General features: G+C 45.1%; 14 protein-coding genes. 10 read left to right on the forward strand and 4 right to left on the reverse strand.

Annotated features, from left to right (window positions below; translation table 11 throughout):
* Positions 1-221: 221 nt before the first annotated feature.
* The 5 genes from rnr to rplI all read left to right on the forward strand — a co-directional run bounded on the left by rnr (position 222) and on the right by rplI (position 5177).
* On the forward strand, positions 222-2720 hold the full coding sequence (gene rnr / locus AB4589_RS24195; protein ID WP_372101853.1) for a ribonuclease R: 2499 nt from the start codon (positions 222-224) through the stop codon (positions 2718-2720).
* A gap of 159 nt (positions 2721-2879) precedes the next feature.
* Positions 2880-3620 carry a 23S rRNA (guanosine(2251)-2'-O)-methyltransferase RlmB gene (rlmB, locus tag AB4589_RS24200; protein ID WP_004735856.1) on the forward strand — a complete coding sequence of 247 codons (741 nt, stop codon included), beginning with the start codon at positions 2880-2882 and terminating at the stop codon, positions 3618-3620.
* 292 nt (positions 3621-3912) lie between these two features.
* Positions 3913-4326, forward strand: a complete 414-nt coding sequence (rpsF, locus tag AB4589_RS24205; protein ID WP_004735855.1) for a 30S ribosomal protein S6 — start codon at positions 3913-3915, stop codon at positions 4324-4326.
* Between the two features lie 132 nt (positions 4327-4458).
* On the forward strand, positions 4459-4686 hold the full coding sequence (gene rpsR, locus AB4589_RS24210; protein ID WP_000090472.1) for a 30S ribosomal protein S18: 228 nt from the start codon (positions 4459-4461) through the stop codon (positions 4684-4686).
* A 38-nt stretch (positions 4687-4724) separates the two neighbouring features.
* Complete coding sequence (gene rplI, locus AB4589_RS24215; RefSeq protein WP_009847890.1) at positions 4725-5177, forward strand: 50S ribosomal protein L9; 453 nt, start codon at positions 4725-4727, stop codon at positions 5175-5177.
* 199 nt (positions 5178-5376) lie between these two features.
* On the opposite strand, the gene AB4589_RS24220 is transcribed toward rplI, so the two are convergent.
* Positions 5377-6273, reverse strand: a complete 897-nt coding sequence (locus tag AB4589_RS24220; protein ID WP_372101854.1) for a DUF481 domain-containing protein — start codon at positions 6271-6273, stop codon at positions 5377-5379.
* A gap of 175 nt (positions 6274-6448) precedes the next feature.
* On the opposite strand from AB4589_RS24220, the gene AB4589_RS24225 reads away from it, so the two are divergent.
* From AB4589_RS24225 to AB4589_RS24235, 3 genes are all read left to right on the forward strand, one after another.
* Positions 6449-7840: a replicative DNA helicase gene (locus tag AB4589_RS24225; RefSeq protein ID WP_009847892.1), complete on the forward strand. Its 1392-nt coding sequence runs from the start codon at positions 6449-6451 to the stop codon at positions 7838-7840.
* A 6-nt stretch (positions 7841-7846) separates the two neighbouring features.
* A complete protein-coding gene (gene alr, locus AB4589_RS24230) occupies positions 7847-8932 on the forward strand; it encodes an alanine racemase (protein ID WP_017097257.1) in 1086 nt (361 codons plus the stop codon).
* A gap of 64 nt (positions 8933-8996) precedes the next feature.
* Positions 8997-10202, forward strand: coding sequence for a BamA/TamA family outer membrane protein (locus tag AB4589_RS24235; protein ID WP_032499458.1), 1206 nt, complete (start codon positions 8997-8999; stop codon positions 10200-10202).
* Positions 10203-10320: 118 nt separating this feature from the next.
* Here AB4589_RS24235 and AB4589_RS24240 read toward each other — a convergent pair whose 3' ends face one another.
* Entirely contained in the window at positions 10321-10740 is a 420-nt protein-coding gene (locus tag AB4589_RS24240; protein ID WP_017103354.1) for a secondary thiamine-phosphate synthase enzyme YjbQ, read from the reverse strand.
* Between the two features lie 326 nt (positions 10741-11066).
* Here AB4589_RS24240 and pgi point away from each other — a divergent pair, with 326 nt between their 5' ends.
* A complete protein-coding gene (gene pgi / locus AB4589_RS24245; RefSeq protein ID WP_372101855.1) occupies positions 11067-12719 on the forward strand; it encodes a glucose-6-phosphate isomerase in 1653 nt (550 codons plus the stop codon).
* Positions 12720-12857: 138 nt separating this feature from the next.
* Here the strand turns inward: pgi and AB4589_RS24250 are convergent, their stop codons facing one another.
* Both AB4589_RS24250 and zur read right to left on the reverse strand, forming a co-directional pair.
* Complete coding sequence (locus AB4589_RS24250) at positions 12858-13319, reverse strand: chemotaxis protein CheX (protein WP_009847897.1); 462 nt, start codon at positions 13317-13319, stop codon at positions 12858-12860.
* A 17-nt stretch (positions 13320-13336) separates the two neighbouring features.
* Positions 13337-13792 carry a zinc uptake transcriptional repressor Zur gene (zur, locus tag AB4589_RS24255; RefSeq protein ID WP_012603115.1) on the reverse strand — a complete coding sequence of 152 codons (456 nt, stop codon included), beginning with the start codon at positions 13790-13792 and terminating at the stop codon, positions 13337-13339.
* 251 nt (positions 13793-14043) lie between these two features.
* On the opposite strand from zur, the gene AB4589_RS24260 reads away from it, so the two are divergent.
* Positions 14044-14223: a hypothetical protein gene (locus tag AB4589_RS24260; protein ID WP_372101856.1), complete on the forward strand. Its 180-nt coding sequence runs from the start codon at positions 14044-14046 to the stop codon at positions 14221-14223.
* Positions 14224-14708 lie beyond the last annotated feature (485 nt).

Raw genomic sequence — 14708 nt, forward strand, 5'->3', positions numbered from 1 at the left:
AGTGTCAGGATAATAGTGTATTTCATTCATGGCGCAAACGTTTGTTTTATCGTTTGCTTGAAATTTTGATGATAGTCCGCCTCTATGAAGCGATGTTTCACAAAGTGAAGATATGTATCAATCTTAGGTTATTTTAGGCTTTTCCAAAGCATATCTGTAGCTTACCCCTAGCATCAGATATACTAGGGGTATATACATTCCTTGCTTAAGCAGGCCCGCCTATGTCAAAAAACACACCAATGTCAGAAAACACGACAGCGACAACCACTGTTGATCCTTTTGCCGACCGAGAGTCGAAAAATTACGAAAACCCAGTACCAAGCCGAGAGTTCATTATTTCGTTTCTAACAGACGCGAATATCCCAATGAACCGTAACGATCTATTCGAAGCTTTGGGTCTTGCTGGAGAGGAACAATATGAAGGGCTGCGTCGTCGTTTACGTGCAATGGAACGTGATGGACAGCTTATCTTTACCCGTCGTCAGTGCTACGCATTGCCTGAGAAGATGGAATTGATTAAAGGCTATGTGATTGGTCATAAAGACGGTCATGGTTGGGTTCGCCCAGACGGCAGTGTGGGTAAAGACAATGATATCGTGTTGCCGCATCACCAGATGAAAACCATCATGCACGGTGATTACGTACTGGCTCAGCCTACTGACAACAGTAAACGTGGTCGTCGTGAAGGTCGTTTGGTTCGTGTGCTTGAAGAGCGCAAAACGCCACTTGTTGGTCGCTTCTTCCTAGAATATGGCCATTCTTACGTGGTTGCTGATGATTCGCGTATTAGTCACGACATCCAGATCCCTACTGAGCATAAAGGCGGTGCTCGAATGGGTAATGTGGTTGTGATTGAAATTACGGATCGTGGTGGTCGTTCTCGTAACATGATGGGTAAAGTGACCGAAGTTCTTGGTGAAAACATGGCTCCGGGTATGGAAACGCAGATCGCGATCCGTACTCACCAGATCCCACAAGAGTGGCCTGAAGCGGTAGATAAGCAAATCGTAAACCTCGGTGAGCATGTTCCTGAAGAAGCAAAAGAAGGACGTGTTGATCTACGCAAACTGCCATTGGTTACCATTGATGGTGAAGATGCGCGTGACTTCGATGATGCGGTTTACTGTGAAGCGAAGAAAGGCGGAGGCTGGCGCCTGTGGGTAGCGATTGCTGACGTAAGTTACTACGTTCGCCCAGATACCGCGCTAGACAAAGAAGCGATTAACCGTGGTAACTCGGTATACTTCCCGTCACAAGTTGTGCCAATGCTGCCAGAAGTCCTTTCTAATGGCCTATGTTCATTGAACCCTCAAGTTGACCGTTTATGTATGGTGTGTGAGATGACTATCTCAGACAAAGGTAAACTGTCGGGTTACAAGCACTACGAAGCGGTAATGAACTCTCATGCCCGTCTGACTTACAACAAAGTTGGCGCTATCTTAGGTGGCAATGAAGAACTTCGTGAGCGTTACGAGCCTGAAGTACCACATCTTGAAGAGCTTCATAAGATGTACAAGGTACTTAAGAAAACGCGTGATGAACGTGGTGCGATTGAGTTTGAAACGGTAGAAACTAAGTTTATCTTCAATGCGGATCGTAAGATTGACCGTATTGAACCCGTCATCCGTAACGATGCACATAAGATCATCGAAGAGTGTATGATTCTTGCGAATATCGCATCGGCGTCTTACGTAGAAAAAGCGAAAGAACCTGCACTGTACCGTGTTCACGATACTCCGGGAGAAGAGCGCTTAACGGGCTTTAAGAGCTTCCTTAGTGAGCTAGGTTTAACGCTGGAAGGTGGCCTGTCGCCATCACCAGTAGACTATGCACAACTGATGCAACAGATTAATGAACGTGAAGATCGTGAGTTAATCCAAACCATGCTACTGCGCTCGATGAAGCAAGCGGTATACAACGCGGACAACGCAGGTCACTTTGGTTTAGCTCTTAAACGCTATGCTCACTTTACCTCGCCAATTCGTCGTTACCCAGATTTGCTATTGCACCGCGCGATTAAGTACCTTATTGCGAAAGAAGAAGGCCGTCAGAGTGAGCGTTGGACGCCAACCGGTGGTTACCACTACACTTTCGATGATATGGACTTCTACGGCGAGCAGTGTTCAATGACTGAGCGTCGTGCTGATGATGCTACGCGTGAAGTGAACGACTGGCTGAAGTGTGAGTACATGCAAGACCATGTCGGCGAAGTGATGGATGGCGTAATTGCTAACGTGACTGGCTTCGGTTTCTTTGTTCGTCTTACTGAACTGCACATCGATGGCTTGGTACATATCTCAGCGCTAGCGAATGATTACTACCAATTTGATGCTGTTGGTCAGCGTTTAGTCGGTGAAAGCTCAGGTAACATCTACCGCTTAGGTGATTCGGTTAAAGTGAAGGTTTCTGCGGTTAATCTAGAAACTCGCCAAATCGACTTTGATTTAGAAGACACCGATCGTCAGCCTCGTGGTAAAGGTAAAACGGCCAAGAAGCGTGCAGCTGAAGCGATGAAAAAGGCGAAAAGCAAGAAGCGTTCAGCGGTGAAGAGTAATAAGCCGGGTGTACCAGCGACGCCTTTAGTTGAACCTACTAAGCGACCAGACGGTAGCTCTGAAAGTTCAGCTAAGAAGAAGTCAGCGAATAAAACCGGTGCTGCGAAGGCGCGAGCTAAGAAAAAGCGTACCGCAAGTCGTAAGCCAAAGGCTGATAAGTCTTAAGCTATCGTCATTACAGTGACGAGTAGGGCTTAAACGTCTAACGAATTTAAATGCGAGAGTATCAGGCGGAAGATGCATGCTCTCGAAATAAACAATACAGAGATGGGTGCATCGGGTTTGATGACATTCACCTCTGAGCAATAAGAGTAACCAGAGACAATGAGTAACGAATTTATTTACGGTATTCACGCGGTGAAAGCCGTACTAGAAAAAGATCCAGCGCGCTTTATTGAAGCGTACGTGCTTAAAGGTCGTCAAGACGATCGTCTTCTTCCATTACTGAATCAACTGCAGCAATTTGGTGTGTCGATTCAACAAATGGGCCGTAAGCCGCTTGATGAAAAAGCACAGGGTGCAAATCACCAAGGTCTTATTGCTAAGGTGAAGCCTGCTAAGCAGCTTAATGAAACTCACCTAGACGATATCCTAGCGCAGCACGAACAGCCTCTGCTGTTGGTTCTAGACGGCGTAACAGACCCTCACAACCTAGGTGCTTGTCTGCGTAATGCGGATGCCGCGGGTGTTGCTGCTGTTATCGTACCGAAAGACCGCTCTTCGCCGCTAACGGCAACGGTAAGCAAGGTAGCGTGTGGTGCGGCTGAAACCGTTCCTCTAGTACGTGTAACCAATCTCGCTCGTACAATGCGTGCACTGCAAGAGCAGGGTGTATGGTTCGTGGGTACCGCAGGTGAAGCAACGCATGATATCTATCAAGCGAAGCTAACGGGTCCTCTTGCGGTAGTTATGGGTGCAGAAGGTGACGGTATGCGTCGTTTAACGCGTGAAACCTGTGATGACCTAATTAAGATTCCAATGTCAGGCAGCGTGTCGAGCCTAAACGTTTCGGTAGCATCAGGCATCTGTCTGTTCGAAGCGGTACGTCAGCGCCTAGCTCAATAGGGTTAAGCTGAGTCAAAAGGCAAAACGACCCTAAGTCTATGAATTTATTAACGCTCGCCTCTTGTTGGTGAGCGTTTCTTTTTAGGCTGTTATAGCAAAAGCCATCGGTTTGTCGGATGGCTAGATGGCGACAGAAAAACTGTTTCATTATTAGCCAAATACCGCTTGCCAATACCGGGTTCTTTCTATAATATTTGCCGTCCTTAAAACTCGGTCATTTTTCTTTAGTTCCTTGCTTCCCTTGGACGACCGAGCCTTTCGTGGAAGCTAATAATCCGTAAGGAGCAACCAAATGCGTCATTATGAAATCGTATTCATGGTTCACCCTGATCAAAGCGAGCAAGTTGCTGGCATGATCGAGCGTTACACTGGTTCAATCACTGAAGCTGGTGGTACTATCCACCGTCTAGAAGACTGGGGCCGCCGTCAAATGGCTTACCCAATCAACAAACTTCACAAAGCTCACTACGTTCTTATGAACGTTGAAGCTGGCCAAGAAGTGATGGACGAGCTAGAAACTGCTTTCCGTTTTAACGATGCAGTTCTACGTAACATGATCATGCGCACTAAAGGCGCTGTGACTGAGCAATCTATCATGCTTAAGCAAAAAGAAGAGCGTGCAGAGCGTGCTCCTCGTCGTGATGACCGTGAAGAACGTGCACCACGTCGTGAAGAAGAAGCTAAGCCAGAAGCTGCTGCTGAGTAATTCTTTTTTGGCCTTTTAGGTCATTAAATTTTATTCAACTCGTTTAGGTATTCTCACTACAAGCATTTGCTTAGACTTATTTATAAGTTCGTGTGAGTACCGCATTATTAAATTTAGATCAGGAGATAGCCCATGGCTCGTTTCTTCCGTCGTCGTAAATTCTGCCGTTTTACTGCAGAAGGCGTACAAGAGATTGACTACAAAGACGTAGCAACTCTAAAAAACTACATCACTGAAGCTGGTAAAATTGTACCTAGCCGTATCACTGGTACAAGTGCTAAATACCAACGTCAGCTAGCTCGCGCTATCAAGCGTTCTCGTTACCTAGCACTACTACCGTACACTGACAAGCATCAGTAATCGGTAATAGTTAATAATAGTTTAAGAGGACTAAGATAATGCAAGTTATTCTACTTGATAAGATCGGTAACCTAGGTGGCCTTGGCGACCAAGTAAACGTTAAATCTGGTTACGCTCGTAACTTCCTTATCCCACAGGGTAAAGCAGTTATGGCAACTAAAGACAACGTTGCTATGTTCGAAACTCGTCGTGCAGAACTAGAAGCTAAAGTTGCTGAGCAACTAGCTGCTTCAGAAGCTCGCGCTGAGAGCGTTAACACTCTAGAAGGCGTTACAATCGCTTCTAAAGCTGGTGACGAAGGTAAACTATTCGGTTCTATCGGTACTCGTGACATCGCTGACGCTATTACAGCGGCAGGTGTTGCAGTAGCTAAGAGCGAAGTACGCCTACCTGAAGGCGCTCTACGTAACATCGGCGAATTCGAAGTAAGCATCCAACTTCACTCTGAAGTTTTTGCTACTGCGAAAATCGCTATCGTTGCAGCTGAGTAATTTCAGTACCAAGACGAATTCTTTCTTTTGAAAGTTTTAAACACCAGCTTCGGCTGGTGTTTTTTTATGTCTGCAATATGAGTTTGAAGCTTTTTGGAACAGCGACTATTGCAGGAATAGAAAGCACTGAGAGGAGGGGGCTTACATAGTAAAAACGAGGGTGTTCTTTATCGATACATCGTTCTACCCGCTCTCAAATTTAGAATTGAAAAAGTAGATTTACAGACAGTACGGAATCTTCTTTGTTCAACCCTTCCGGTACCTTGTCGTGGTACTGTCGAGAGTGAGCAATCTTCAGTGCGATATTGTCGGTAATATCGTTGATGGCTTCTAATTCAGTATCAAATTTTAGGTTGCTGTGGCCGGATACCAACGTCACATCGGCTTTGAGCTTCAAATTTTTCAATACCTGCCATGATGTATTTACATTGCCACGGAAAATCGCTTCTTCAACGATCTCTGGGAAGATGATGTCATCATCGTCTATTTCATCAAGGTTCGGTTCTTGGTAACGAAAACCCGGGCCCACTTCGACCTCCAACACAAACTCTTCTGTATTCGAAAACTGATAACCTAAACCGCTAGAAACGGTGTAGTCCTTAAAATAAGCACTGTATCGTGAATCGACCCCTTTAAAGCTGCCATAGAGGTAGGTTTTCGGACTTAACTTGTAGTCACTCTGAGCAGAATATGTCGATTGCCTTTTATCTTCTTCGCCATCTTTGTAGAGATTGTAGTATTTCCATTCGCCACTGGTTCTATGACGGCCAGCCGTGTACTCACCGTTCAGGCGTGCATTCAGCGATCGAGAATCAGAATTACCAGTATGCGACTGATATCCAAATTCGACTTCAGTATTCAGTGGGTTCGGCAGTTCTGTGTCACTCGTATCACTTGGTGCGATATCCATATCTTTTTCAAGTGTCGGTGCAACGACGATCGGCTCAGCAGCCGGTTCTGATACCACTATCGAGTCGAGGATTGCATCAACAGAGGCTTTAGCATCATCCGCTAAGGCCGACGGAGTGCTCAGGAGACCGATGCTTAGAAGACTAGAGCTTAGAAGACCAGTGCTCAGAGCCAATAATTTGGACACGCATACCTCAGTTATACAGTGAATGAATGGAAGGATCGTAATGCTACCTTTGGTTAATTCCGTCAGCAATAGGTAAATTCTTGCTGAAGAATAAAACAAACTCATAGGATCGGATTACAAACGGATGTTCTTGGGTATAATGAACGATCATTATTAGTTATTGAGTGTAGTCATAGTGGATACCAAAAGTCAGAAATCAGCCAACGATCAGGTGGACGCCATCAAGGTCCCGCCACATTCATTAGAAGCTGAGCAATCTGTTATTGGCGGTTTGTTATTGGATAACGAACGCTGGGATACGGTGGCCGAAAAGGTTGTGGCCAAAGACTTTTATAGCCGTCCTCACCGTCTGATCTTTGAAGCGGTAAAGGATATCCTTGAAGAAAGCTCTCCTCTGGATCTTATTACACTCTCTGAACATTTAGAGCTGCGCGAGCAACTTGAAGAAGTGGGTGGCTTTGCTTACCTTGCTGACCTAGCGAAAAATACGCCAAGTGCGGCAAACATCAATGCCTATGCAGATATCGTGGCACAACGTGCATTGGTGCGTAGCCTGATTGGTGTGGCAAATGAAATTGCGGATTCTGGTTATGACCCTCAAGGTCGTACATCGGAAGAACTTGTTGATCTTGCTGAGAGTAAAGTTTTCGCGATTGCCGAAGGCCGAGCAAGTGAAAATGAAGGTCCACAAAACGTTGATAGCATTCTAGAGAAGACGCTAGAACGTATCGAAATCTTATATAAATCGCCACAAGATGGTGTGACAGGTGTCGATACGGGCTTCAACGACCTCAATAAGAAAACGGCAGGCCTTCAGGGTTCTGACTTAATCATTGTTGCTGCGCGTCCATCGATGGGTAAAACCACGTTTGCGATGAACCTATGTGAAAACGCAGCGATGAAGCAAGACAAGCCAGTGTTAATCTTCTCGCTAGAGATGCCAGCTGAACAGCTGATGATGCGTATGCTTGCATCACTTTCTCGCGTAGACCAAACCAAGATTCGTACCGGTCAGTTAGACGATGAAGATTGGGCTCGTATCTCGTCGAGTATGGGTATTCTGATGGATAAGAAGAATATGTATATCGATGACAGCTCGGGTCTAACGCCAACAGAAGTACGTTCTCGAGCTCGACGAATTGCTCGTGAGCATGATGGTATCTCTATGATCATGATAGATTACCTTCAATTAATGCGTGTACCTTCGTTATCTGATAACCGTACTCTAGAGATCGCCGAGATTTCTCGCTCATTGAAAGCACTAGCAAAAGAACTCAACGTACCAGTTGTGGCACTTTCTCAGCTTAACCGTTCCCTAGAGCAACGTGCTGATAAGCGCCCAGTAAACTCGGATTTGCGTGAATCAGGTTCGATCGAGCAAGATGCCGACTTAATCATGTTTATCTATCGTGATGAGGTTTATAACCCAGATAGTTCATTGAAAGGCATCGCTGAAATCATCCTTGGTAAGCAACGTAACGGTCCGATCGGTTCGGTTCGTCTTACGTTCCAAGGTCAACACTCCCGATTTGATAACTATGCAGGTCCTGCATTTGATGATGAGTAATCACTAATGACTTACATGAAAGCAGCGACGGCGAGTATTGACTTAAACGCGCTTGAACATAACCTGAACCAGATAAAGTCGAAGGCTCCTCATTGCAAGGTAATGTCTGTTGTGAAAGCCAATGGCTACGGACATGGCTTACTGCATATTGCCAAGCATTCAAAAAGCTCTGATGCTTTTGGTGTGGCGCGTATTGAAGAAGCATTACAGCTTCGTGCTGGTGGCATTGTTAAACCTATTTTGTTGCTAGAAGGGTTTTATTCTTCGGGTGATTTGCCAATCTTGGTGACCAATAACATCCAAACTGTGGTGCACTGTGAAGAGCAATTAAGTGCGCTAGAGAATGCGGAATTAGAAACACCTGTCGTGGTTTGGCTAAAAGTCGACAGTGGTATGCATCGCCTAGGTGCTCGTCCTGAGCAATACCAAAACTTTGTTGAGCGCTTACATCAATGTGCGAATGTCGCTAAACCTCTGCGCTACATGAGCCACTTCGGTTGTGCTGATGAACTTGATAGAGCAACCACCGTTGAACAGACCGAGCTTTTCTTATCGCTCACCGACGGTTGTGAAGGTGAGCGTTCACTTGCTGCTTCAGCGGGTCTATTAGCTTGGCCAGACAGCCATCTTGATTGGGTTCGACCGGGAATTATCTCTTACGGTGTTTCTCCTTTTGCTGATAAATCAGCGCAAGATCTTGGCTTTTATCCTGTAATGACTTTGACCTCGCACTTGATAGCGGTTCGTGATGTTAAAGCGGGTGAAAGTGTGGGTTATGGCGGTAACTGGACCAGTGAGCGAGATACCAAGGTTGGTGTGATCGCGATAGGTTATGGTGATGGTTATCCTCGCACTGCTCCTAACGGCACTCCAGTATTCGTTAACGGCCGAAAAGTACCGATCGCCGGACGTGTATCAATGGACATGCTAACGGTTGACCTTGGCCCTGATGCGGCAGATAAAGTCGGTGATGAAGCAACATTATGGGGTAAAGATTTACCTTCAGAAGAAGTCGCAGAACATATTGGCACTATCGCTTACGAGCTGGTCACTAAGCTGACTTCGCGTGTTGCGATGGAGTATGTGAAGTAGCTAATGCGAAGTAACTAATGCGAAGTAACTAATGCGAAGTAACTATGGATCCTATAAGTAAATGATGTTCATACGAACGACTCGACACTGGTTAATGTCTGCAATGGCATTACTCGGTGTCAGCTTGTCTTCTCCCGCTGTGAGTGAAGAAAAAGATTCAGCCTTTGTTCCTTTCTATTTTAGTACTGAAACCATGGGTAATACCTTCGGGGTTGCTGGTGTCGCAAAGGGTGTTTGGCAACCTCAAGCCGCTCTGTTTGGCATGGCGCTTTATTCAGATAAAGACAGCTACGTCGGTTTCTTATCAGCCTTTAACTTCGCACTGTCTGAGAACGTATTGTTCAGTACTCAGATGTACCAAGCTCGCTTTAACGAAAACCCGTATTACATTGGCTCTCAAGGCGATAACGATTCATCCATTGATGATAAAACCATTGCCGACGGCTTAGAAGAAAACTATCAGGTTGAGTTTAAGTATCTGCTGCCTTGGGGCAATGTTGCAGAGCATGGCTTGCTAGGGGCTTTCCAACCCATCAAAGATGTGAGTTTTGCTTCCCCATTAGAGTCAGGTGTCAGTTCGATTGTCTTTACGCCTTTCTATACGGCTCGTGAGCTAGAAGGCTTAAATAATAGCGAACAAGCGACAGGTTTTAGTTTGGCGTTTGATTGGGATAACCGTGATAGCACACGCAACCCAACCAAGGGGTCTCATACCAATCTTGAGTTTACTACCGGCGCTGAAAGTTGGTCTAACGATGACTTATGGCTGAAGTGGACATTCCAAAACAGTCAGTATTTTGCATTGGGCCCTTTGGGGAACTTGTTCGACCAACAAGTGGTGGCATTTGATGTCTATACCGCTGACACACCTACGTGGGGCAACTGTTCAGGGCAAGATTGTGCTCGTCCACCGGAAACAGAGCAAGCTCGACTCGGTGGCTTATATCGCTTAAGAGGTTATACCGGAGGCCGTTACCACGGTCGTTCTGCTATTCACTACTCTGCGGAATATCGAGTGCTTCCTGATTGGCAACCACTGGGCGATATCCCACTGATTAACTACTACGATTTGCCTTGGTGGCAGTGGGTGGCGTTTGCTGAAGTCGGGCGCGTTGCTGATGAGTACGATATCAAAACACTGCACACAGACATGAAATGGAGCCTAGGCGGCGCAGTTCGTTTCCAGGTTGAAGGCATTGTTGTACGTGCTGAATTAGCGCGAGGCGGTGATGAAGGGACCTTTAGGGTTATGATAAACCAGCCTTTCTAATCTGGGTTTACCAACTCGACTCTCTTATATTTTTAAAGGGTGACACATAACTGTGTCACCCTTTTTGTTTCCTACCATTATGTTTGTTAAGCGGTATTTCACTGTTGATGACTTAACGTTACTCACCTTGAATGGTCGCAATAACGGTACGGCTTCCACCACAATCTCGGTGTTCACCTAAGTAAATGCCCTGCCATGTCCCCAAAGCTAAACGCCCATTGGTAATCGGAATTGTCACACTGGTGCCTAGTGTCGATGCTTTAATGTGAGCGGGCATGTCATCATCACCTTCGTAGGTGTGCTTGTAGTAGGGTGCTCGTTCGGGCACAAACTTATTAAAGTGTGATTCCATATCGGCGCGGACAGTAGGGTCTGCGTTCTCATTTAGCGTAAGGCTAGCAGAAGTATGCTGAATGAATAGATGTAATAAACCAACAGACAGTGAATGGATATCGGATATCTGTTGTTCAATTTCATCAGTGATGAGATGAAATCCACGTTTTTGTGCGTGTAGGTGTATCGTCTTCTGAATCCACATACGCCATCCTCTATAATGTATTTGGAAAAAAAGTGGTTTAACGCTATCTTTTGAACTTGAATTTATCAGCTTTCGCTCACATTTAATGATGTGAGCGCTAGAGTCAGTACCGATTCTTCTATCAGGAAATCTAATTCTGATTTATCTCAAGGTACCGCTCTTCATATGCGGCATAATACGTCGTGAAAAAAAATTACAAAGAATCTTTCAGTGATGATGCGATTTGGTCATCATAGAAAAATATAAACTTTCGCCTAATCGGGGGTTCTATTCATCACTTTGGTGACGTCTAGAATAAAACCTACAGTAACATCGGGATAGATACCATGTTGAAAAATATCAACCCAACGCAAACACAAGCGTGGAAAGCTCTAACTGCACATTTTGAGTCTGCTCAAGATATGGATATGAAAGAGCTATTTGCTCAAGATGCAAAGCGTTTCGAGAGCTTTTCTACTCGTTTCGGTTCAGACATCTTAGTGGATTACTCTAAGAACCTTATCGACGCTGAAACGATGCAGCACCTATTTGCTCTTGCGAACGAGACTGAAGTTAAGTCTGCAATCGAAGCAATGTTCGGCGGTGATGCAATCAACAAGACTGAAGGTCGTTCAGTTCTTCACACTGCGTTACGTAACCGTAGCGACAAGCCAGTAATGGTTGATGGCAAAGACGTAATGCCAGCAGTGAACGCAGTACTAGCAAAAATGGAATTGTTCACACACCGTATCGTTTCTGGTGAGTGGAAAGGTTACACAGGTAAAGAGATCACTGATGTCGTCAACATCGGTATCGGCGGTTCAGACCTTGGTCCATACATGGTAACTGAAGCACTTACGCCATACAAAACTCGCCTAAACATGCACTTTGTTTCTAACGTAGACGGCACTCACATCGTTGAGACACTTAAGCCTCTTAACCCAGAAACAACACTGTTCCTAGTGGCATCTAAGACATTTACCACTCAAGAAACAATGACGAACGCACACTCTGCGCGTGATTGGTTCTTGGCTGAAGCGGGCGACTCAGCACACGTTGCTAAGCACTTCGCAGCACTATCAACAAACGCGGCTTCAGTTGCTGAGTTTGGTATTGATACTGACAACATGTTCGAATTCTGGGATTGGGTAGGCGGTCGTTACTCACTATGGTCAGCGATCGGTCTTTCTATCTCACTATCTATTGGCTTCGATAACTTCGCTGAGCTACTCGATGGCGCACACGAGATGGATAACCACTTTGCTTCAACGGAATTTGAAAGCAACATTCCAGTGATCCTTGCGTTAATTGGTGTTTGGTACAACAACTTCCACGGCGCTGAGTCAGAAGCAATCTTACCTTACGATCAATACATGCACCGTTTTGCTGCTTACTTCCAGCAAGGTAACATGGAATCTAACGGTAAATTCGTTGACCGTGAAGGTAACCCAGTAGAATACCAAACAGGCCCTATCATCTGGGGTGAACCTGGTACAAACGGTCAGCACGCGTTCTACCAACTGATTCACCAAGGCACTAAGCTGATCCCATCAGACTTCATTGCTCCGGCTATCAGCCACAACCCAGCATCTGATCACCACCAGAAGCTAATGTCTAACTTCTTTGCTCAAACTGAAGCGCTAGCTTTCGGTAAGACAAAAGAGACAGTAGAAGCTGAGTTCCTAGCAGCAGGCAAAACAGCTGAAGAAGTTGCTGAGCTAGTACCTTTCAAAGTATTTGAAGGTAACCGCCCAACGAACTCTATTCTTGTTAAGCAAATCAACCCTCGCTCTTTAGGTAACCTAATCGCGATGTACGAGCACAAGATCTTCGTTCAAGGTGTTATCTGGAACATCTTCAGCTTCGACCAATGGGGCGTAGAACTTGGTAAGCAACTAGCAAACCAAATTCTTCCAGAGCTTGCAGACAATGCACAAGTAACGTCTCACGACAGCTCTACTAACGGTCTAATCAACGCATTTAAAGCGCTGAAAGCTTAAGACTGTTTAAGTAACACCAAGTAATAATTGTAAACGCCAACCTTTCGGTTGGCGTTTTTTATGTCCGTTGATTTTACGGCAATAAAAAAGGCTGACGTATGTACGTCAGCCTTTCGCTTTTTATTTACTCGATTGTCTCTATTCGAAACAGATCTCGATGAAAGCATTACCCCACTGAGATGAGAAAGGCATGATGATGATTGCGCCTTCACACTTGTGACGAATAGTATGGCCTTTACCTGAAACCACGATTGGCGTTGCCATATCGAAGTCAAAGCCGCTTTCTGCAAGAATACGCTTTGCGCCACCGGTTACCATGTTAGTGATTTCACCCACCATGTCGGTCACTTCTTCGTTCAAACCGTTTGGTCGTTCACCTAGCATGTTTTCCATGATTTCTAGAGCAAGCCCTTCATCAAAGGTGATCGACATTGAGCCACGAGACTGTGTACCAACCATGCCAATTAGGCCGGATACATCACCACGAGCGATTTCATCTTTCTTCACTCTTGGTTTCTGAGGCTTTAATTCTAGAGATGCCATCGTTTTTAGTACGTTCATCAAAGAAGCTAAAAACGGGTTTACAAATTCAGCGCGCATAATGTTCTTCTATAATCTTATTCTTTCATTTCGGAGGAGCAAGTTTGGCAAATGCCATGTGATTCAATGACATGGTTGGTCAACTTGAATCCATGCTGCTCGGCGTTACTCGCGAGTAGGGCGACAAGCGCATCGTCTTGTAATTCTATCACAGTGCCACATTTATCGCAGATCAGTAATTGGGAAAAATGCGTGTTGGCATTGCAAGAGCAGCAGCATATAAAGCTATTCGTTGACTCAACTCGGTGAATGAACCCTTGCTCTAACAAAAAATCCAAAGCGCGATAAACTGTAGGAGGCTTGGCTTGCGGTTCACTGACTTTCAATTGCTCTAATAATTCATAAGCACTGGAGGCTTTTTTATTAGATAGGATAAGCTCAAACACTCGCTTTCTTTGGGGTGTTAGCCTAACACCTCGCGATACGCATATCCCTTCAACTTGCTCTATTAATGTGTGGTCCAAATTTTTCACCGTTCAATCAAACATCCCCATTCAGCTCCTATTGCTAGGTAACCTTGTTTGAGGAGACATTGATTTTATTAAAGTCAGGTACAGAGCGTATTGTGACCTACGACTTTGAATAAGACAAGGTAACTCAAAACGACAGTGTGACTCAAGGCATAACTGATTAATCAAGCTGAATTAGAGATCTGGTGAATATGTTTAAAAATATAAAGTGCAACAGTGTGCTTATTGGGTGGGAGTTCTCAATCGACATTGGCCTGTCATCGGCTAAAAAGGGTTTAGCGTTATCTGGCGCAGGAGCGGTTTTGGCAGCTGGTCACCCTGAAGTTATCACCGCAAGCGTATCGGCAGACGGTGTTCAATTTGGTGGCATTATTGGCGCAAGTGCTCCAATAGTATTTGGCCTATGGGAAACCCTACGCAGTGAGTTCAAATAATGGCAGAGTATCAAACACTAATAGTCGCGGTTACTAGTGCCTTGTCTAGCGGGGTGGGGGAGGCATTACACTTAAAACCGATGTTAAGTGGCTGCGCTTAATGATGGAAAAGATGGACGAGCGTCTGACTCGGCTAGAAAATCGAAATATTGATTGAGCGCCTCATTTGTTATTACTTAATTTAAATCAATAAATTAGAAAAGGTTCATATAGTTCTCTATTCCTAGTTTGTGGTCATATGATATTGTTTGAGCATTAAAGGCTGAAGTTATGTCAATGAGACAGGGACATTAAGCTTGTGTTGAACGAGTGGGATTGATGAACATAAAAGAAAAAGCGAAAGAATATGAGTTTTGGTGTTTTGGCACGACTAGAATTTTCGAAGCTCGGGCTAGTTCTCTCAAGAGAAAACGTACGTTAATCACCTTCTTAGGTTTAGTGACTCCCGTAGTTGTAGGCGCTGTCGTTCTGATCCGCACCAGCAG

The sequence above is a fragment of the Vibrio sp. 10N.222.49.A3 genome, assembly GCF_041475145.1.
Lineage (GTDB): Bacteria > Pseudomonadota > Gammaproteobacteria > Enterobacterales > Vibrionaceae > Vibrio > Vibrio tasmaniensis_A.